The organism is Neobacillus solisequens (assembly GCF_051233465.1).
GTDB lineage: Bacteria > Bacillota > Bacilli > Bacillales > Cytobacillaceae > Neobacillus.
Map to the genome: position 1 here is coordinate 66,097 of NZ_JBKFGJ010000013.1, position 19,812 is coordinate 85,908.

21 protein-coding genes are annotated in these 19,812 nt (G+C 37.1%); 3 read left to right on the plus strand and 18 right to left on the minus strand.

Annotated elements, in window-relative coordinates; translation table 11 throughout:
- Positions 1-114: 114 nt before the first annotated feature.
- From ACI3K6_RS14075 to ACI3K6_RS14100, 6 genes are all read right to left on the minus strand, one after another.
- Positions 115-777 (minus strand): c-type cytochrome, encoded by a 663-nt coding sequence (locus ACI3K6_RS14075; RefSeq protein WP_335476260.1) that lies wholly within the window; start codon positions 775-777, stop codon positions 115-117.
- A gap of 3 nt (positions 778-780) precedes the next feature.
- Positions 781-1,236, minus strand: coding sequence for a PCYCGC motif-containing (lipo)protein (locus ACI3K6_RS14080; RefSeq protein ID WP_435555322.1), 456 nt, complete (start codon positions 1,234-1,236; stop codon positions 781-783).
- 185 nt (positions 1,237-1,421) lie between these two features.
- Positions 1,422-1,910 carry a DUF6803 family protein gene (locus tag ACI3K6_RS14085; protein WP_435555323.1) on the minus strand — a complete coding sequence of 163 codons (489 nt, stop codon included), beginning with the start codon at positions 1,908-1,910 and terminating at the stop codon, positions 1,422-1,424.
- Between the two features lie 137 nt (positions 1,911-2,047).
- Positions 2,048-2,605 (minus strand): elongation factor P, encoded by a 558-nt coding sequence (gene efp, locus ACI3K6_RS14090; protein ID WP_435555324.1) that lies wholly within the window; start codon positions 2,603-2,605, stop codon positions 2,048-2,050.
- Between the two features lie 20 nt (positions 2,606-2,625).
- The gene (locus tag ACI3K6_RS14095; RefSeq protein ID WP_435555325.1) at positions 2,626-3,687 is read right to left on the minus strand and encodes a M24 family metallopeptidase; all 1,062 of its coding nucleotides are present in this window, start codon (positions 3,685-3,687) and stop codon (positions 2,626-2,628) included.
- Between the two features lie 79 nt (positions 3,688-3,766).
- Positions 3,767-4,261: a YqhR family membrane protein gene (locus ACI3K6_RS14100; protein WP_435555326.1), complete on the minus strand. Its 495-nt coding sequence runs from the start codon at positions 4,259-4,261 to the stop codon at positions 3,767-3,769.
- Between the two features lie 275 nt (positions 4,262-4,536).
- Between ACI3K6_RS14100 and ACI3K6_RS14105 the strand changes: the two genes are divergently transcribed.
- A complete protein-coding gene (locus tag ACI3K6_RS14105) occupies positions 4,537-5,484 on the plus strand; it encodes a DUF1385 domain-containing protein (protein ID WP_435555327.1) in 948 nt (315 codons plus the stop codon).
- A gap of 56 nt (positions 5,485-5,540) precedes the next feature.
- Positions 5,541-5,930 (plus strand): SA1362 family protein, encoded by a 390-nt coding sequence (locus ACI3K6_RS14110; protein WP_335476273.1) that lies wholly within the window; start codon positions 5,541-5,543, stop codon positions 5,928-5,930.
- Between the two features lie 19 nt (positions 5,931-5,949).
- Here the strand turns inward: ACI3K6_RS14110 and ACI3K6_RS14115 are convergent, their stop codons facing one another.
- Entirely contained in the window at positions 5,950-6,834 is an 885-nt protein-coding gene (locus ACI3K6_RS14115) for a patatin-like phospholipase family protein (RefSeq protein WP_435555328.1), read from the minus strand.
- Between the two features lie 489 nt (positions 6,835-7,323).
- On the opposite strand from ACI3K6_RS14115, the gene ACI3K6_RS14120 reads away from it, so the two are divergent.
- Positions 7,324-9,129: an urease accessory protein UreH domain-containing protein gene (locus tag ACI3K6_RS14120; protein WP_435555329.1), complete on the plus strand. Its 1,806-nt coding sequence runs from the start codon at positions 7,324-7,326 to the stop codon at positions 9,127-9,129.
- Positions 9,130-9,188: 59 nt separating this feature from the next.
- On the opposite strand, the gene ACI3K6_RS14125 is transcribed toward ACI3K6_RS14120, so the two are convergent.
- From ACI3K6_RS14125 to ACI3K6_RS14175, 11 genes are all read right to left on the minus strand, one after another.
- Positions 9,189-10,562 carry a sensor histidine kinase gene (locus ACI3K6_RS14125; protein ID WP_435555330.1) on the minus strand — a complete coding sequence of 458 codons (1,374 nt, stop codon included), beginning with the start codon at positions 10,560-10,562 and terminating at the stop codon, positions 9,189-9,191.
- Positions 10,562-11,248: a response regulator transcription factor gene (locus tag ACI3K6_RS14130; RefSeq protein WP_335476281.1), complete on the minus strand. Its 687-nt coding sequence runs from the start codon at positions 11,246-11,248 to the stop codon at positions 10,562-10,564. The genes ACI3K6_RS14125 and ACI3K6_RS14130 overlap by 1 nt, the downstream gene beginning before the upstream one ends.
- Before the next feature lie 158 nt (positions 11,249-11,406).
- Positions 11,407-11,673, minus strand: a complete 267-nt coding sequence (locus ACI3K6_RS14135; protein WP_435555331.1) for a hypothetical protein — start codon at positions 11,671-11,673, stop codon at positions 11,407-11,409.
- 386 nt (positions 11,674-12,059) lie between these two features.
- Complete coding sequence (locus tag ACI3K6_RS14140) at positions 12,060-12,329, minus strand: excalibur calcium-binding domain-containing protein (RefSeq protein ID WP_435555332.1); 270 nt, start codon at positions 12,327-12,329, stop codon at positions 12,060-12,062.
- Positions 12,330-12,941: 612 nt separating this feature from the next.
- Positions 12,942-13,676 (minus strand): urease accessory protein UreH domain-containing protein, encoded by a 735-nt coding sequence (locus ACI3K6_RS14145; RefSeq protein WP_335476291.1) that lies wholly within the window; start codon positions 13,674-13,676, stop codon positions 12,942-12,944.
- A 25-nt stretch (positions 13,677-13,701) separates the two neighbouring features.
- Complete coding sequence (locus ACI3K6_RS14150; RefSeq protein WP_335476293.1) at positions 13,702-13,944, minus strand: hypothetical protein; 243 nt, start codon at positions 13,942-13,944, stop codon at positions 13,702-13,704.
- Between the two features lie 9 nt (positions 13,945-13,953).
- Positions 13,954-14,625: a response regulator transcription factor gene (locus ACI3K6_RS14155; protein ID WP_435555333.1), complete on the minus strand. Its 672-nt coding sequence runs from the start codon at positions 14,623-14,625 to the stop codon at positions 13,954-13,956.
- 22 nt (positions 14,626-14,647) lie between these two features.
- Positions 14,648-16,033, minus strand: coding sequence for a sensor histidine kinase (locus ACI3K6_RS14160; RefSeq protein WP_435555334.1), 1,386 nt, complete (start codon positions 16,031-16,033; stop codon positions 14,648-14,650).
- A gap of 148 nt (positions 16,034-16,181) precedes the next feature.
- Positions 16,182-18,596, minus strand: coding sequence for a heavy metal translocating P-type ATPase (locus tag ACI3K6_RS14165; protein ID WP_435555335.1), 2,415 nt, complete (start codon positions 18,594-18,596; stop codon positions 16,182-16,184).
- Positions 18,597-18,624: 28 nt separating this feature from the next.
- Positions 18,625-18,831, minus strand: a complete 207-nt coding sequence (gene copZ, locus ACI3K6_RS14170) for a copper chaperone CopZ (protein WP_335476300.1) — start codon at positions 18,829-18,831, stop codon at positions 18,625-18,627.
- Between the two features lie 150 nt (positions 18,832-18,981).
- Positions 18,982-19,812 carry a GNAT family N-acetyltransferase gene (locus ACI3K6_RS14175; protein ID WP_435555336.1) on the minus strand — a complete coding sequence of 277 codons (831 nt, stop codon included), beginning with the start codon at positions 19,810-19,812 and terminating at the stop codon, positions 18,982-18,984.

The window sequence follows — 19,812 nt, forward strand, 5'->3', positions numbered from 1 at the left end:
ACATTTTGTTAAAGGATACAAAACGTTTTGTTTTTGACAAAAAATAACCACAAAAAGTTCACATTTCCCAAAATTGGGTTATTTTCGCAGAAAAACCTTGAGCCCTTTTAAGAGTCAAGGTTTTTGAATTTCTTCTAATGAACGAAGGTAGGAAACAATATCACTAATATCCTGTTGGCTTAATTGGCGTACTCCCTCCAGACCTTTTAGTGATGGTCCCATCCTAGTATCTTCACGACCGTAAGCGGTCCAGATCCAAAGTTGTTTATCGGTGGTGTATTTCAAAAATTGCGGGTTTGCGAGAGCTGTACCCATCTTTATTTTCCCTGCTCCTGCTTGTCCATGGCAGGTAAGACAATAGACATTATATTGTTTCAGCCCGCGGTTCGGGTCACCGGCAACCGTTTTTGGCACTTTATATTTAGTATCCTCAGATTGCCAATCCCTCATAAAAGCAACGACATTCTGGAGCTCTTTTTCAGATAATCGTGGCCCATATTCCGGCATTCCTGTCCCCTCACGACCGTATTTAACATAATGATAAAGATCTTTGTCGGAAACAGAATTCAAAAAGACTTGATTGTTGATGGCAGTACCGGCTTTTGCCCCCTCCCCTTTTCCAGTTTCGCCGTGGCAGATTAAACAATTTTGATTATAGGTTTTTTCCCCGGCCGCAACAGCTTTTTTATTACCGCTTCCAAAAATAGGGGTATTACTTATTGCAAAAATAATTCCAATAATAATTAGAATGTAAAAACTAATTAATATTTTTTTCATGGGTTACTCCTTCGGTTCGGGTGTTGGAGTTGGTTCCCCTTGGTTTCCGTATTTTCCAGTGATCAGTTCATAAATCTTCTTAGGACTTTTTCCGTCAAGATGCATATCTACCGCCTCCCGGGCGATATCGACACAAACGTCTCACGATATACCCATCGAGTCCCATTCTTTAACATCTTTATTTGAGCCAAACTGACCTATAAAGCAGTCAAGATTGCTCTTATGGCCATCTGACGCATAGCATCCGCAATAGCAAGGGACTTGCGCTAGCACTTCAGGATATTTTGAAGCCATCACATACGTTTCTTGGACTTTCTTTGGAGCATTTAAAACAAAATCTGGAAATGGCTCATGTTTTTTATCAAGTGTCCATTTCTGGTCTTCTAATTTTGAACCGCATCCTGCCGCAATTAAAACAATGGCTAGGCAAAGCATAAAAAGAGAGGTTAATCGTTTCACGTTGTCACCCCTTCCAAATGGTTATTTTTACATATATTTTAACAAATAAAACTTTGGTAATAGGTTCACAATTATTACTAAATAGTGAAAGTTTCAAATCTAGTGAAAGTAAAAACATTGAAATCTACATGATAAAACGGCCTTTCCTATTAGGATACAAGCCGCTTTACTCCCTTATTCAAGACTTACATATTCATGCCGCCATGTCCGCTCTGTCCAATCGATGGATCTATCATTCCAAAAATCATCGCAATGTGGGCAACAATTAAAAACATACCGACAAAGAAGGCATGCACTTTCAATTTTTCTTCTGAAGATTTATTTTTGTAAATAACCCCTAAATCCAAAAGTGCCATACCTAGTAGTGGCACAACGCCAAGAAGATAGAAGGTAACTGCGACAACATCGATCCATCCCTTCCAACCTCCATTTACAGTTAGAGGAATATAAGCGGTTTTCATTAAATATAGAAAAATTCCAGTAAAATAGATCCCTGCAAAAATACTGACTGCTTTATTTACCATTCTTAAGGTGCCATTTAAATTTCTCGTGAATAAAATGGCAAGTTCTGTTACTGCTATGGTTTCCGCACAAATAACAGGTACTGCCATAAAAATCAGGAGATTCCAAGGCTGGTTGTCCGCCAAAAGCCCCATATAATGTGTCATGTTCATCAGACATCTGCTCCTTTTATTTGGATTACCCTTTTAATTTAATAAATAAATGTGCAGAAAGTTTGGAGAAACTTTGGATAATTTGTAAATAGAAAAAAGCCTTAGTACCGTAAATATACGGTCTAAGGCTTTTTGGACTAAGCTCTTGATACGTAAGTAGCTTCAGTAGTATTAATAATTAACTTATCTCCCTGATTAATGAAGAACGGCACTTGAACAATTAGCCCCGTCTCAAGAGTAGCTGGCTTGGTACCGCCTGATGCTGTATCCCCTTTAATTCCCGGCTCTGTTTCTGTTACTTCGAGTTCAACTGTGTTTGGTAATTCAACCCCAAGTGTTTCAGTTTGGAACATCAGGATGTGAACTCCCATGTTTTCCTTTAAGAACTTTAATTCATATTCAATGCTTGTTGCAGGCAGTTCAACCTGCTCATAAGATTCCATATCCATGAATACATGCTGATCACCGCTAGCATATAAATATTGCATTTTGCGGTTATCAATTTGCGCCTTCTCGACCTTTTCACCGGCACGGAATGTTTTTTCTTGAATAGCTCCATTGCGAAGATTACGCAGCTTTGAACGAACGAATGCTGCCCCTTTACCTGGTTTCACGTGTTGGAAATCAATGACGCGCCAAATACCGCCGTCTACCTCGATGGTTAATCCTGTACGGAAATCATTAACTGAAATCATATTTGAACCTCCTAAAATAATTACAAAATGATGAGATCTTTAGTTGAATGAGTAAGAGCCTCATTTGAATCCTCTGTGATTAAAGTATCATCCTCAATCCGGACACCGCCAAGCCCTGGGATATAAATTCCTGGTTCACAGGTTACTACCATGCCTGGTTCCAATACAAGATCCGATTTGGCAGAAAGCGCTGGTCCTTCATGAACCTCCAGACCAATCCCATGTCCAGTGGAATGTCCAAAGTAATCTCCATAGCCCTTCTCTGTTATGTAGTCTCTTGTCAAAGCATCTGCTTGCTTGCCGGTCATTCCAGGTTTAATTCCGTCCATACCGCGCAATTGGGCATCTAGAACAATCTGATAAATTTCTTTCAGTTTTGCATCCGGTTCACCAACAGCAACGGTTCTTGTAATATCAGATACATAACCTTTATAGTAAGCACCAAAATCAAGAGTGACCATGTCCCCGTTTTCTATAACCTTCTCACTGGCAACACCATGTGGGAGAGCAGAACGAAATCCTGAAGCAACAATGGTATCAAAGGATGAAGAAGTTGCTCCGGCTTTTCTCATAAAGAATTCTAACTCATTCGTTACTTCGAGCTCTGTTTTTCCTGGACGAATAAAGTCCAAAATATGTTTAAATGCGGCATCAGCTATATCCGCTGCTTCCTTTAATATCTTAATCTCTGCATCAGTCTTTATCAAGCGTAACTTTTCAATAAGTCCTGAAATTGGAACAAGTTCTGTTTCTACTTCCTTTTCATATACATTGTAGGATGAAAAAGTCATGTATTCCTCTTCAAAACCAAGCCTTTGAATCCCTAATTTTTTTGCTTGTTGGGCAATTTCTTTAGGGATTGATTCTGAAAACTTAATAATTTCAAAGCCATCACACTGTTTTGTGGCTTGTTCAATATAGCGGAAATCGGTAATAAATTGCGCCTTTTCCTCACTTATTAATACAACGCCTGATGTTCCTGTAAAATTGGAAATATAGCGGCGATTAAAAGGGCTAGTCACCAGCATACCGTCAATTCCATGTTTTGAAAACTGTGATCTTAAGTTATCTAATTTAGTCATAGGGTTTCCCTCTCCTTCTCTATTCCTATTAAGGACAAAATCATTTTATCATAACCGCTTAATTCAGACTATTTTCAAATTAAGATGCAGCTTCATTTTCTTGTACTATTCTATTCTGGTACTCATAATTAATTGAATAACCGATAAATATTCCATAGAGAGTGTATAAGCAAATAGAACTAATAATGGTGTCTCTGTTCAGATCTCCAATTGGTTTTATTCCTGGAAAAAGTGGATTCAACACAAAAAACACGATCAGGAACAGGAGGATCCCATATCCGATTCCGAACCACATGCCAGGGAATTTCCTTAGCAAAGCATAATAGAAGAATGCCGCCCCAATTGATAAAATTCCAAAAATAACAATTGAAACTACCGTTCCGATCCATCCATACTTCCAATTCCCCATCACCCACTCCTCCAATATCACACTTGGGCGAATCTGAGTCATATTAAAATAATAAGTTATAGATCCTATAGTCCCCCAAAAAATACCTCCAAATAATCCCGTCCAAAAAACCATTGCCGGAAAGGACATAGCTTTTGGATAGACCGATTTCTGTTCATCAAACATCATAAAACCTCCATTTACCAACTATTGAATCTGACCAATTATGATTTTTTGAATATTGAAACTCCATTCTTTTTACAAAATAGATTGGCTCGGTATATTCCGCTTTTATTATGCCCTTTTGCTTTCAATCCCTTTCATAAAAAATTTTTCTTAAATAACTGGAAATATAAAGTCATTTCCTAGAGGTTTTTTCACTTTTCTAGTAGAATTAAAGTAAGTACATACAGATTTTTTTCTGATATGGGCAACTTTGGAATAGGTTGGTGTGAATACAGATGTCTAATACACAAAAGAATATCTATGGCGGCCAGGCGGTCGTTGAAGGAGTCATGTTTGGAGGCAAGTACCATTATGTAACGGCTGTTCGCAGAAAAGACCATTCTGTTGAATATTATCATTTGCCCCGAAAAGCTAATTCTTCATTTTTATCAATAGTAAAGAAAATCCCCTTTATTCGCGGGATCATCTCCATAATTGAAGCTAGTGCGAATGGCTCCAAACACTTGAATTTTTCCACTGAGAGATATGATGTTGATCCAAAAGATGACGAGACAATAAAAGAAAAAGAAGTGTCCAAATTAACTATGTACCTCGGAGTAGCCGTCATTGGGGTTATTTCATTCCTTTTTGGAAAATTTGCTTTTACTCTAATTCCCGTCTTTCTTGCTGTCTTAACAAAACCAATCTTTCCATCCGATTTTGAACAGGTGTTAGTCGAAGGATTATTTAAATTGATTCTATTGCTTGGATATATTTATTTCGTTTCCTTAACCCCTTTAATCAAAAGGGTGTTTCAATACCACGGTGCTGAGCATAAAGTAATTAATACCTACGAAGCAGGAGCGGAATTGACGATTGAAAATGTTCAGGCTCACTCCCGTCTTCACTACCGGTGCGGAAGCAGTTTTATTTTATTTACGGTCATTGTCGGTGTATTTGTTTATATGTTGGTTCCAACGACTCCATTATGGCTACGAATTGTAGATCGCCTTTTGTTAATTCCTGTTGTATTAGGAATTTCCTTTGAAATTCTACAATTGACCAATAAGTTGCGGGATCTTCCTATTTTAAAATATCTTGGTCTTCCCGGACTTTGGCTTCAGTTATTAACGACTAAGGAGCCTAATGATGAACAAGTGGAAGTGGCCATTTTATCATTTAAGGAATTGCTTAGAAGGGAAAATGAATCTCAAAGTAAATGTGACAGCGAAGAAATTGTTTAAACTTTATATTTAAGTGTTTAAAAGATTAAAAAAATGCTTATGATGCTCTTAGGGAGGTGGCTTTCTTGAAAAATCGGACATCACTTTTTGTAGTTTGGGGACTTATTATTTTGGCCTTATTAGGTCTGTTTAGTACCATTACGTCTGACCCGGCTGGTTTTATTCAAAATATAGCCATTTTTGCTGTAATTGGTTTATTGATTTATTTCCTCTTTCGGAAATTTTCAACTTCAACCCCTCAGAAAAAAGAGCAGAGGGCATTTATTAAAGCTGCCAAAAAGTCAAAAAAACGTCTGCATCAAAAGGGTGGAGATACTAATATAAAGACCTCCTCTCTCGGGTCATTAACAACATTAAAGAAAAACAAGACAAAAAAGAAATCCCCTGCACATCTTACTGTGATTGACGGCAAAAAAAACAAAAAGAAAAATCGGGCTTCCTTTTAAAGGGCCCGATTTTTTCTTTTTAATACCCCCACTGATTTAAGAATTTTCTTGCATGCTCCCGCCCTAACTGAACTAACTCTTGCTTCTTGGTTTCTGTTAAGTGAAACTCAATGGAAAGAATTCCGTCAGTGGGTATGAAAATAATATTTGAAGCATGTTTTTTTGATATATACCTAGCATCATGAGCATCTTTCATGGTTTCAAATAGTGCCTCGAAAAGCTCAATGGCATTAGCAATTTTATGTTTTTCATGCTCATATTCATTTGAACTTAGCTTAATTCCCAGTACGGGGCGTACTTTTTTAACATTTTCCTTATCAAATAACCACATGGGAAAATTACTTAAAACACCGCCATCCACTACCATATTCATCCCATCCGCAGTGCGTATTTTAACAGGTTCAAAGAAATAAGGTATACTACAGCTCATTCGAATCGCCTTTGCAATTGAAAATGAACCAGGTGAAATCCCATACTTCTCTAGATCATCCGGCAACACAATCATTTGGCCATTTGAAAGATCAGAGGCAATTACCCTCAATGCTTTTGGTGGTAAGTCAGAAAAGGTTCTTAACCCTTTTGCTTCCAATTTTTCTTTTATCCATTTTTCCAGCTCATTTCCTTTATATAGCCCCAGCTTCCAATATAAAAACATCCATTTTGCCAGTTTGAAAGGAATAATCGTTTTACGTGCATCCAACATTTTAGATAACTCAACAGCATCCACTAACTCGTAAACTTCCTTACTGGTATATCCTGCAGCAATTAATGCTGCAATTATCGATCCGGCACTAGTGCCGGCAACCCTGACAAACCGCAAACCCCTGCTCTCAATTTCTTCATAGGCTCCAATTAAAGCAAAACCTTTGATGCCACCTCCGGAAAAAACACCGTCGATATTCATGGAAGCCACCCCTATTGAATACTCATTGTTACATCTTTAAGCAGAAGCATGCAAAAATAGTACACAGGACAAGGAAAAATATATTATTTTTTAATCAAAAGGCTGTATTAAAGAACAGTGTTGATTTTTTACACTCTGTTGATTGGAGCGGAAGGTGCGAAGATTCCTTGAAAATGCTAACGCATTTCCTTCGTACGTGGGCGAATTCTAAGAAGAAAATCAATGTCCTGTGGGAGTTGGGTTCTGGAGAGACCCCACAGGCGCAAGCGCCGAAGAGCCTCGCCGAAACGCCCACGAACCGCTTGCACCTAGAGCGGAAATCAACAGACAAGTTTAACAAAGCCAATCTAAAAAATTCGTTCATGAAGTGTTACTATTTTTTCCACATTTTGTTCACTGGCAGGCTATATTCTTCATACCGCCAACATATCCATTTCTTATAATTTAATAAAGAAAGATTGTTAAATACATAAGAAAGCAGGGGCTTGTATGAGGCTAAAAAAAATCAAGCTGAAAGTATACGATATGACCTGTAATTCCTGCGAAAACAGGGTAGTTAGAGCAGTTAAGAAATTGAAAGGGGTAACAGAAGCACAGGCAAGTTTTACCGGTCAATATGCCGAAGTTACTTTCGATGAGGACCACTGTAGCATTAGCCAAATAAAAGAAGCCATTCACCATGTTGGTTATAGTACTGAAAATGCAAAAGGCTATAAATTAATTGGAATCTTCATTATTATTGCTGCCGTTGTTTTACTCGGAATCAATACCGGAAGTTTTAATATGGATGATAGACTCAATAATGCCTCCTACGCTGTATTATTTGTTGTTGGCGTGATTACTTCACTCCATTGTGTCGGGATGTGCGGGGGGATTATGCTTTCACAGACGATAAAAAATGAAAGTCAAAGTAAATGGGAAGCCATAAAGCCTGCCCTTTTATATAATCTTGGCCGTGTTGTGGCCTATACATTAATTGGAGGAATCATCGGTGCAATTGGTTCTGTTTTTGCGATGTCCTTAACAGTGAAAGCAGGACTGCAACTATTTGCAGGAGTATTTATGATTATCATGGGGTTCAACATGGCGGGATTTGGTATTTTCAGAAAGTTGAATCTCAAATTACCTATACCTGTGTCAGTAAGAAAAGTAATGCAAAAACCGAAACCGAGAACACCCTTTTTTGTAGGACTATTAAATGGTCTAATGCCTTGCGGTCCTCTGCAAACCATGCAAATTTACGCTCTAGGAACTGGCAGTGCACTTAGTGGCGCTCTTTCCATGTTTATGTTTGCAATCGGGACTGTACCGCTAATGTTAACCTTTGGTGCTTTATCTGGACTGTTGAGTAAGGGTTATACAAAGAAAATCCTCAAATTCAGCGGAATATTAATTGTTGTGCTTGGGTTGATCATGAGCAATCGTGGTCTTGCTTTAGCAGGAATGAATATTGGCCCTACTACAATGCTGTCCAATGTGGGAGCCTTTGGAAAAAATGGAGCCAATTCAAATAATGCCGTTAAAGCTACCATAAAAGATGGCATACAAGTGGTCAATATGAAAGCAAATGTTTATGGCTATACTCCGAATACTTTGTATGTAAAGAAGGGAATTCCGGTTAAATGGGTGGTGGACGCTGAACAGCTTACTGGCTGTAATAATACAATCGTCGTCCCTGATATGAATATCCAACAAAAACTGCAGGATGGAAAAAACATTATTGAATTTACACCTGGTGATGAAGATATACCATTCAGTTGTTGGATGGGAATGAAGCGGGGCACCATTAAAGTGGTCGATGATTTAAAAAATGTATCTGTTACCAAGAGCGATGCAACCGGAATAGATTCTTCGACGAAATCTACTAGCAGTCAAACTCAAGCACAATCAAAACCCAGTATTTATGGAGATGACCTTAGCAAAGTAACTACTGATCGATTGATTAAGAAAGTACAAGTAGTAAATAACGAGAAAAATTTTGTTGTTAAGGGAATCGGATATGAATTAGAGCCCATCGTTATGGTCGTAAATAGAGGACTTAAGACAAAAATGTCATTTGATTTAACGCAGTTTGACCAGAATGATGGATATTTTTTAATCATGAATGCTAATACAAAAGAAATGGTCACTGATTTTAGCGGAAAACAAGGAGTAACAAATGTAGAATTTACGATTGATAAGTCAGGTACTTATGGAATTTATCTTAATGAAGAAGATTTAATTGGGTTGATTGTTGCTGTGGATGATCTGAATGCAGTTAACCTAGAAGAAATCAGAAGTAAATTTCTTAAGTAATCTATCATAACAGAAAAGAGAGCTTTGATTAGGTTGGGTCCTGTTCAAAGCTCTTTTTTCTATACTCTAGTTTTTTGAAAAAAAATAGTAAACCTTGTACCTTTGCCAATGTCACTTTCAATTTTAGAAATAGCATTATGATGTTCTAAAATATTTTTCACAATGGTTAATCCTATTCCAGTACCCTCAATTTGATTTCTGCTCATATCTCCCCGGTAAAGTCTTTCAAATATATATGGTAAATCTTCCTTCTCAATCCCGATCCCATTATCAATTACCTCAGCCACAATCTCATGATCCGTTTCATATAAGTTAACGAGGATCGTGCCACCCTTTTTAGTGAATTTTAGAGAATTAGAAATTAAATTAATAAATACTTGTTTTAATTGATCCTTATCAGCGAAAACTCGGTATTTATTGTTTGGTTGTATCGTATATTGCAATTTAATGCCTTTTTGCTCAGCAACCAAATAAAATTGATTGCATGTATCTGTAATAATCTCATCGAGAAAAGTGATTTCATAATGAAATTTGGCACCTTCAGATTCGAACTCTTTTAATAGATTGAGGTTATTAACTAGTTTACCAAACCGAATCACTTCTTCATTTAAATAAGACAATTTTTCAGTTGTGACAAGAAAAACACCATCGATCATTGCTTCTAGATTATTTTGAAGGACATTTAGCGGAGTCCTTATTTCATGCGAGATATCCGAAACTAACCTTTTCCTAAGCGTATCTTGATATTTTAACTTGGACGCCAAAACATTGATACTATTTCTTAAATCTTCAAGCTCTTTTATGTTACTTTTTTTATGGATCTCTGTATGATAATTCCCACCTGAAAGTCTAACTGACATTTTTGCCACTTCACGAATTGGGATTGAAAATTGTTTGGAAAAATAGAGGCTTAGACTAACAATAATGAACAGTGTTATGACTGCACTGGCTACAATACTTTTATTAATGGATGCCTTAAAGTTTTGATCTTCCTCTGTTAAGAGGACCGATGAATACTGCCCGATACTGACATACCCAACTTTTTTATGATGAACATGAATAGGGTACGTTTTAGTCCTATAAACTCCTGTATTTTTTACAGGCATGGATGCATTGCTCATTTGTTTCTTAATTTCCTTTGGATTCATTCCCCACACCGGATTTTTATCTTGATCCATAAGCGTTAAACAATAATTTCCCATATACGCTTCATGCATTAACTCAATCCCTGTATTCTCTGTCCACTTTCCATCTCTTTTATAGGCGTCTTCAAAATAAGTGACAATCCTTTGATACCGATTATTTTGGATATCTACCATGTATTGATTAAATTTGCTCGTTACAGTGATATTAACGAATAATGTAATAAGAAGAATGGCAGCAAATGTACAAATAAACATTAAAATACTTAGTCGTTTACTGATTGAATGCACTACCCTTCACCACCAAATTTATATCCTGCCTTCAAAACAGTCACAACATATTTTGGATTTTTTGTATCCTCTTCTATTTTTTTTCGGATATTTTTAATGTGGACATCAATGGTTCTATCAAATCCACCATAATCTTCTCCATATACTTGATGAATGAGTTGATCTCTTGATAACACTTTACCTTTATTCATTGCAAGAACCCTTAATATGTCAAACTCATTGGGTGTGAAAGGAATCTCTTCATGTTTAATCTTTATTGCTCTTTTATCACAATCAATTATTAAATAGCCGTCATCATAAACTACACTTGCTGAGGGAACAAGACCATTTAATCTTCTAAAAAGAGCATTTACTCGTGCCGTTAACTCTCTAGGACTCAACGGCTTCACTAAATATTCATCTGCACCAAGATTTAAACCCTCAATCTTGTCATTTAATGAACCTTTTGCAGTTAGCATAAAAATATGAACATCTGAACTGTTGCGAATAATTTTGCAAACTTCCTCCCCACTAATATCCGGAAGCATCAAATCAAGTATGACAAGGTTAAACTCTACTGATTTAAATAGATCTACCCCAATTAATCCCTTAACAGCACAATAGACTTGATACCCTTCTTTTTCCAGATACCCTTTTATGACCTCAGCGACGCTTTCCTCATCTTCAATTAGTAGAATATTGTTCATACTATTCACCTTAAGAATCTGAATTTTTATAACCCTTACATTCAGTATAAAAGTTGTTTATAGTGAATAAATGTAAAAGGACTGACAATTATGTGTCAGTCCCAGTCTAATTACAATTTTTAGCAAAATACCAGTAACTTCTTGTTCTCAAAACCTAGTTAAAACTTGCTCATCATATTGTCCATGTTTTCTGTGCTCATTTTTTGAAACGTCTTGCTGGGCATTGCTCCATTTGTTCCATGACAAGCTTCATACATATCCTTTAACTCTTTTTCCGTTAAATCAGGATGCATTTTTTCCATGTAGGGTTTCATTTGTCCAAAGTTAAAAGTTCCATTTCCATCCCCGTTACTTTGAGCAAAGACCACAGTACCAACTCCCAAAATTAAGCTTGCACTTAAAATACCAACTGCCAACTTTTTCATTTCTTTCATCTCCTTTTCTATTTATAATTCAATTTTATTAAAGGATTATGAAGAAAAAATGGAGTTTTATTGTTTTCTAGAAATATACAATAACCTACCAAAAATAAAATATTCTTTAAAAAAAAGGGAGCTTTAAGACTTTTTCTTAAGATTCTTTTTTGTTTCTCAATATTAACAATTGAACCAGTTTCTTCGATAAACTGTCATTTTCATGAATATAAAAGAGCACAAAATACACAAGTCATGTAAAAAACTTGGATATTTTGTGCTCTTGAACTTTTTCCTTATTATGTTAAACTGACCATTATCTAATTGAATAGCCTCTGAGAAAATAAGCTATTAATTAGTCTTTGGTACGAAAGGAATCTAAAAAAGGTATTAAAATCTTATTTTTCACATGCAATAAAGTCATGATCACGATCTTTACTTTTATTTGCATCATAAAGTGCTTGAGACACAAAAGGTTTATAATAAGTTTTACCACCTTTGTTTTTTACAGAAGCGCTTCGAGCGACTCCACCCCTATAGACTTTGTTTAATTCAGTACAGTTCTTATAGGTAATAATTTTAGTACTAGCTTCAGCAACATTTGTTGATGAATAAGATACACCTAAAATTAGTCCACTAGCTAGTAAAATCCCACATACTTTTTTCATGATTCTCCTACTTTCCAATAAATATCAGTTAAAATATTAATCTATATAAGGGATATTTTCAACTGAGTTTTTAATGAAAAGAGAGTAGTCAAATGTAGAAACCAAATAAGTTAAAGATTACAACATTTTTTATGTGGATAATCACCCCACTATGACATAAAAGTTAGCAGATTTAAAAGAACAAATGCTTTTCTACTTAGATATTATTAAGAAACTTCAGGTCGTATAACACCAGAAACAAGGAGTACGAATATGATCAAACCTACGAGTAGGAAAAGGGTAGAAGCAATAAAGATGGGACCTTTTTTGAATACAAAAGGCTCCTTTTTTTGAATAAGACCAGTTTGTCCACTTAGTTGGGATGAATGCAGTTCCGAAATCTTTCCCCCGCTACTTGAAAAGTAAAAACTAATGGCAGTAAAAAACAAACCTGAGAAAAAACATTAACTCGATAAATCGAACCGAAAATTTTAAGGCAGCAATATATGTGATCGCTCCCTCAATCATTAGAGTCAACAGAATAATGCAAATATTTTTTACGCTCATAAACTTGCCCCTTTCCTAAACGCTAAAATGAATACGGTTCAATTAATCTTTAAAAAATCCCTCACATTACATTGACCAATAGGTTAGGGTATCTAAAAAGCCAAGGATTAGCATAAATATACCCGCGATTCGTTGAACAGTGGTGCCAAATTTTCGGCTTTTTTTCATTAACACGCCACTGCCTCCGAGATACCAGATCATAAGAAGAATTACAAAAAGCGGCAAAGCTGTTCCCAATGCAAAAATGGAAGGGAGAATAAAACCATATGAGTTGGATACTACCACCGGCATTAATGTAACAAAAAACAGAATAAACATGGTGGGACAAAAAGCTAAGGAAAAACTAAATCCAAGCATAAAGGAGCCAAATCTGCTATTACTCTCATACTCTTTCTTTGAATTAAACAGTTTAAATGTTCCTCTTAATTTTATTAACCCCAGCATATAGACTCCCACCATCATTAAGATCGGACCCATAATTTTTCGCATCCAAGGAAAATACAAGGTGAGTCTCTGTTCAATTCCGTTCCCGAGCACCCAAACTAACCCACCTAATAGCGAGAATGCCACTACTTTACCTAAGAGAAAGTGAAATACGTCCTTCCACACAATCTTCCTTTGAAGTGAATGGTTTCCATACAAAGTGATTGCGCTAATATTACCCGTCAATTGACAAGGGGCAAGTGCCCCTACAAGCCCCAATAGTAATGCAAAAACAAGTGGCCAGGATTCTAAACTATTTGCAATCGAAAAAAACGGCTGACTCAGAAAAGTACTTATTTTGCTTAAAACAGTATACATACGATCACCCTAATCGAAGTTGGAATCAACGTTTAGATTTATTCTTGTTTACAAGCTTCCAAACTAAAAAAATCAAAGCAAAACTGAGTGTACAAATAATGAATACCTGAGAAAACCAAAAATACATGTGATGAAACATCATGTCCTTCCCCATCATCATCCCCATGGAAGTTGGCGGAAACCAGGTCATTCTTAATACAAAAATTAATAGTGAGATTCCAAGTACAATTAACAATACGAGAAAAATCATCGGTAATATTTTTTTCATTTCCTCACCTTATTCGACTTTATATCCGATACCCCAGACGGTTTTGATAGGTTGTTGTTCGATACCTGACCATTTCAATTTATCCCGAAGGTTTTTAATATGGGAATCCACTGTGCGATCTTCCCCCATAAACTCAATCCCCCAGATTAACTCAACAAGTTGTTCCCTGGATAACACCTGACCCTTATGTTCAATGAGAACTTTTAATATGTCAAACTCAGTTTGAGTTAAGTTTATTTTCTGGTCTATATACTTAACATCACGGGATGCTATATTTAATGTGATTCCCCTATATTTTAAGATTTCCAAACCTTCCTCCTTTGATAGGGTCCTGCGCAGCAACGCTTTGACTCTCGCCAATAGTTCCTCACCCTCAAAAGGTTTTACCAAATAATCATCTGCACCTCTGGTTAACCCAGTCACTTTATCTTGTACTGTTCCTTTTGCTGTGAGCATGATGACAGGTATATCGGATATTTCTCTTACTTTTTCAATCGTTTGCCACCCATCCAAAAGAGGCATCATCACATCAAGAATCATTAAATCAAAACGGTTATTTTTCACTTTCTCATAAGCTTCCAAGCCGTTTTCTGCTTCATCAATTGAATAGTTATCTTGCTGCAAATAAAGACGGACAAGCTGCCTCATTTCAAATTCATCATCTACCAGCAGAATGTTCATTTTAAAGTTTCTCCTATATGATTTATTTTTCAAGAATCAACCTCTTAAGGGAGATTAAGAAAGTGGTACCGTGATTCAAACTACTTTCAACCATGATTTGGCCGCCATGAGCTTCCACAATTTTTTTGACAACATATAATCCCAAACCTGTCCCTCCCGTCATCCTGGTTCGAGACTGATCTACACGATAAAAACTATCCCAAATTTTCGGTAAATCATCCTGGGGAATTCCAATTCCTGTATCCGTTATTTTCACCTTCACAAAATCCTTTGTCTGATAGGAGCTAATCGTAATCCTGCCTTGAATCGAATATTTAATGGCATTTTCAATTAAGTTGTAAAATACTTGTTCCATTCTTTTTGGATCGATCATGACCTTCGGGAGAGTTGTTAGGTTAACTTCCAATTCCAAGCCCTTCTTTGTTAATTCTGGTTTAAAATTTGCCACAACTTTTTCAATTAAAGGGTTTATATTTGTTAACTCTGTGTCTATTTCAAATTTCCCTGCCTGGAATTTACTCATTTCAAATAAATCATTTACTAGAGCAGAAATTCTTACAGCCTCTTTATTAATAATCTTCAAATAATTACCTTGTTCTTCGGGATTTTTCACCAACCCTTTATTTAGGATATCGCTATATCCTTTCATATAGGTTAAAGGGGTGCGAAGCTCATGTGACACAGATGCCAAGAATTCATTCCTGCTATTCTCATAATAGGCAAGTTGTTCGCCCAACGTCTGTATCGACTTTCCTAGTTGAGCAATCTCATCATTTCCAGTCACCAAAATCTTTTGTTGATATTGCCCCATTGACATTTTATTTGTTGCATCTTTCATCATGAGAAGAGGTTGAGTTAGCCTTCTAGATAAGATCCCTATTAATCCTAAAGCCAAAAATACAATCCCAATACTCGCAATCAACATGAAAACACTTAAAACAAGGACAATTTCTCTTAAAATTTTAGAAGGATAATACATATACACATATCCTTCTGTTTTTCCAATGGGAGAAACAGATATCATATAATCGTGATGTTTCCAATCACTTTCTATCAATAAGCTGTCTTTCACCGTCTTTTGTTTTGGTAATAAATGTTGTTTCATATCTAGATCCAAAGATGTTGAAGAGTCAATAACCCTTTGTGATGGATCAGTAATGACGACTTTTGTCGTTGCCCCTTTTTCCATTCTAATCACATGCATGATTGTTTCTTTATTAAATCTTCCTTCTAGTACCTCAGCGTGATTTTTTCCTCTTACAAGCAAATCCTGTTTAATATAATCTTCGAAAACGTTAAGGAAGACTCCATAAAATATGGATCCCATAATAAGAAGCAATACGACAAAAATTCCGCTGAAAAGCAATCCTAGTTTGGTTGATATTCTTATTTCCATTAATCTTTTCATCTCATTACTCCTTAGATTTAACACACAGGAATTTCAATCTTCATTATAAGCTAATAATATTGAGAATGTATGGAGAAACCTTGACAGAATTATTTTTCAGCATAACAAAAAGGCTGACAATAAATGCCAACCCTTGTTAAACGTATGTTTATAATTTTACTTTTTGCAGTCGTAAAGCATTTAGAACAACCGAAACCGAACTGAAGGCCATGGCGGCACCAGCTAGCCATGGTGCCAAAAATCCAAGAGCTGCAATCGGGATGCCCAAAGAATTATAGGCTAATGCCCAGAAAAGGTTTTGCTTAATATTGGTAATGGTTTTTTTGCTCATGAAAATGGCATCGGCAATGCTGTTTAAGTCACCGCGAATCAGCGTGATATCAGCTGCTTCCATGGCAACATCTGTTCCTGTTCCTATCGCCATGCCAATATCGGCAATCGCCAATGCGGGGGCATCATTGATACCGTCGCCAACCATGGCGACTTTCTTCCCTTGTGACTGCAGGTTCTTAATCTGATCAGCTTTACCCTCAGGTAGAACTTCAGCAATTACATGGTCAATTCCAGCTTGAGAGGCAATAGCTTGAGCTGTTTGGTGGTTGTCACCGGTGATCATGATGACATCAAGCCCCATATTTTTCAGACGCTCAATGGCTGTTTTTGAAGTTTCTTTAATGGTATCTGCCACAGCCACCATTCCAGCATATTTCCCGTCTATTGCCGTTAACATAGCTGTTTTTCCTGTTTTTTCTAGTTCTTCCATTTGCGGTAGGATCCTATTAATGGATATGTTATACTGCTCCATTAACTTTCTCGTTCCGACAAGTAATTGTTTTCCCTCTACAACTGTTTTAATTCCAAAACCCGGGATAGCTTCAAATGCTTCAGGGTCTTTAAGTGAGATTCCTTTATCTTTTATCCCTTGAACGATTGCCTGAGCAATCGGGTGTTCTGATAATTTTTCTCCGGATCCCACCAGCATTAAAAAGTCTGATGTCATAATTGGACTATCAGGAAGTATGTCTGTTAATACAGGTGTACCATTTGTGACTGTACCGGTTTTATCAAGGACAACCGTGGAAATTCGGTGCGTCATTTCTAGGTGTTCTCCGCCTTTAAACAGAATACCGTATTCTGCAGCCCTTCCGGAGCCGGCCATAATCGATGTTGGTGTTGCAAGACCCAATGCACATGGGCAAGCAATTACGAGAACAGCGATTAATTTTTGGAGAGCCTCTGGGAAGTCACCAGGGGCTGCCCATGCGTACCAAATGATAAAGGTGATGACTGCCAGTGAAACGACCACTGGTACAAATATGCCTGAGATTTTATCAGCCAGCCGCTGGATTGGTGCCTTTGAGCCTTGTGCTTCCTCTACGACTTTTATGATTTGAGCTAAAGCTGTATCTCGTCCTACTTTTGTTGCTTGAATCTTTAAGAAACCATTTTTATTAATGGTCGCCCCAATAACGGAGTCTCCAGCTTTTTTATCAACCGGAACACTTTCTCCTGTTAACATTGATTCATCTATTGCCGATTGCCCCTCTAGGATTGCTCCATCTACCGGAATTTTTTCACCGGGTTTTATATAGAGGACATCGCCAACAACTACTTCTTCAATTGGGATTTCCAATTCGACTCCGTCACGATTGACAGTTGCCGTTTTAGCTTGAAGTCCCATTAATTTCTTAATCGCCTCGGATGATCTGCCTTTCGCTTTTGCTTCAAACAATTTACCCAGCAGGATTAATGTGATCAGGACTGCACTGGTTTCATAATACAGGTCAACCATATGCATGCCATCGCCCATTGACAAAAACGTTTGGTATAAGCTGTAAAAATAGGCTGCTGACGTACCTAGGGAAACAAGTACATCCATATTAGCGCTTTTATTTTTAAGTGCCTTATAAGCACCAATATAAAATTGTCCGCCAATGATAAATTGTACCGGTGTGGCTAGTGCAAACTCAAACCATGGATTCATAATGACATTGGGCACCCAGATGAAGGAAGTAAATGAAAAGTGACCAACCATCGTCCACAATAATGGCAATGATAGGATTGCCGCGAAAATAAACTTCCTTGTTTGCTTTTCAATTTCTCGTTGGCGATAATCGACTGCTTCTTTTGCTTCTTCTTTTATGTGAGCCCCGTAGCCTAGTGCTTCGACCTTTTTCACAATGTCTCTAGGTTGGAGAGCGGCTCCATTAAACTCTACGGTTGCTTTTTCAAGAGCCAGATTAACATTTGCTTTAAATACACCATCAAGTTTATTAAGTCCTTTTTCAATCCGGGCCGAACAGGCAGCACAAGTCATCCCCGTGATGTCAAATTCAGCTTTTTCCGTTACAACATCATAGCCCAAGTCCTTGATTTTGTTTTGGATGTCTTCGACTTTTATTTGATTCGGGTCATATTTTATGGCCGATTTTTCTAAAGCAAGATTGACTGTAGCAGACTCGACACCAGCAAGCTTGTTTAAGCCTTTTTCAATTCTGGAGGCACAGGCGGCACAGGTCATGCCGGAAATTTGCAGGTTTGTCTCTTTTACAGATTGACTCATTGGAAGCCAGCTCCTCAATTTTTGGAGATTATACTATATCATATCCTTGATCATCAATGGTTTCTTTGATGACATCTATTGAAACGACTTCTTTATTATATTCGACATCAACAGTAGCTGCATCTAGATTGACTTTTACAGAGCTGACTCCGGCCAGTTTGCCGACGCTGCCTTCTACTGCTTTTACACAATGATTACAGGACATTCCATTTACATTTAGGGTTACTCTTTCCATTTTCTTCTTCCTTTCTTAATTGAATGTTTTTTATCCTTTCATCTAATTTACAATACCCCCCTACCCTATGTAAAGAGGTGTAACGCCGATTTGAGGAAGTTTCATATATTGTTCAAAATATAAGAGGATGCCCTTTTTGGACACCCCCTACTATCGTGTTATTTGTTTAAGTACATAGAAACAAAGGTCAGGTTCAGACTGTCGTCTTACTAAATCAACCGCACTCCAACCATTTTGGAAATAATCGGTAAAAACTTGTCTGGTACTCATTCTCCATGATAATGCCAGTTCTGGACGATCTTTCTTCAACTTTTGTATCTCACTCGGTACTGGGACAAAAAGAACCCCCGATTCTGAATCCTTTCCTAAAACCGTCTCTAATGGTAAGGGATAACCATGGGAATCATAGGATACCTTGATGACAAAGGACTCATTTTCCCAAAACTCTCCCATCTCATATTTGTTTCGCTTTCGATCGTCTTCATCCTGGATCCACCAATCCACTATGAATCGGTCTGTTGGCATCCCCCTATTTAACCCATCTTTCATCTCGCCATAACAGTTTTCTGCATAGACGGAGCATCTCGCTCCAAGCTTATGAAGATTCAAATAACCATTGATTGTTTCCAACGGGTCATAGGTCCATGTAATTAAATCATACCCTTTTTTCAATGACTCTTCTTTTTGCTTTTGCTTTAGTTTTTCTCCAATACCCCATTTTCTATATTCAGGATGGATCCCTAATATATGAGAACATAAATAGGCCTTTTTCCCGTTAAATCCGGGAAAGCTGTATTGAAAACCAATAAGTTCCTGATTTATATATGCCCCTAGTATGATGCCCCCATTTTTTACTACAGTTAGTGTTTGATGAATTGGCGTTGATTCCGACTCACTCCAAATCATCGTTTCTAACTCTCTGACTTCTTCTAGATCATGAATGGTTTCGAGGGCACGTATAGTAATCTCTTCCTTATTCAT

Excerpts from the sequence above, each read along its gene's own strand:
- ACI3K6_RS14120 (WP_435555329.1), top strand. The coding sequence starts at position 7,324 with ATGAGGCTAAAAAAAATCAAGCTGAAAGTATACGATATGACCTGTAAT.
- ACI3K6_RS14150 (WP_335476293.1), bottom strand. The coding sequence starts at position 13,944 with ATGAAAAAAATATTACCGATGATTTTTCTCGTATTGTTAATTGTACTT.
- efp (WP_435555324.1), bottom strand. The coding sequence starts at position 2,605 with ATGATTTCAGTTAATGATTTCCGTACAGGATTAACCATCGAGGTAGAC.
- ACI3K6_RS14095 (WP_435555325.1), bottom strand. The coding sequence starts at position 3,687 with ATGACTAAATTAGATAACTTAAGATCACAGTTTTCAAAACATGGAATT.
- ACI3K6_RS14140 (WP_435555332.1), bottom strand. The coding sequence starts at position 12,329 with ATGAAAAAAGTATGTGGGATTTTACTAGCTAGTGGACTAATTTTAGGT.
- ACI3K6_RS14115 (WP_435555328.1), bottom strand. The coding sequence starts at position 6,834 with ATGAATATCGACGGTGTTTTTTCCGGAGGTGGCATCAAAGGTTTTGCT.
- ACI3K6_RS14100 (WP_435555326.1), bottom strand. The coding sequence starts at position 4,261 with ATGTTTGATGAACAGAAATCGGTCTATCCAAAAGCTATGTCCTTTCCG.
- ACI3K6_RS14075 (WP_335476260.1), bottom strand. The coding sequence starts at position 777 with ATGAAAAAAATATTAATTAGTTTTTACATTCTAATTATTATTGGAATT.
- ACI3K6_RS14160 (WP_435555334.1), bottom strand. The coding sequence starts at position 16,033 with ATGAAAAGATTAATGGAAATAAGAATATCAACCAAACTAGGATTGCTT.
- ACI3K6_RS14175 (WP_435555336.1), bottom strand. The coding sequence starts at position 19,812 with ATGAATAAGGAAGAGATTACTATACGTGCCCTCGAAACCATTCATGAT.
- ACI3K6_RS14135 (WP_435555331.1), bottom strand. The coding sequence starts at position 11,673 with ATGAAAAAGTTGGCAGTTGGTATTTTAAGTGCAAGCTTAATTTTGGGA.
- ACI3K6_RS14165 (WP_435555335.1), bottom strand. The coding sequence starts at position 18,596 with ATGAGTCAATCTGTAAAAGAGACAAACCTGCAAATTTCCGGCATGACC.
- ACI3K6_RS14085 (WP_435555323.1), bottom strand. The coding sequence starts at position 1,910 with ATGAACATGACACATTATATGGGGCTTTTGGCGGACAACCAGCCTTGG.
- copZ (WP_335476300.1), bottom strand. The coding sequence starts at position 18,831 with ATGGAAAGAGTAACCCTAAATGTAAATGGAATGTCCTGTAATCATTGT.
- ACI3K6_RS14155 (WP_435555333.1), bottom strand. The coding sequence starts at position 14,625 with ATGAACATTCTGCTGGTAGATGATGAATTTGAAATGAGGCAGCTTGTC.
- ACI3K6_RS14130 (WP_335476281.1), bottom strand. The coding sequence starts at position 11,248 with ATGAACAATATTCTACTAATTGAAGATGAGGAAAGCGTCGCTGAGGTC.
- ACI3K6_RS14105 (WP_435555327.1), top strand. The coding sequence starts at position 4,537 with ATGTCTAATACACAAAAGAATATCTATGGCGGCCAGGCGGTCGTTGAA.
- ACI3K6_RS14145 (WP_335476291.1), bottom strand. The coding sequence starts at position 13,676 with ATGTATACTGTTTTAAGCAAAATAAGTACTTTTCTGAGTCAGCCGTTT.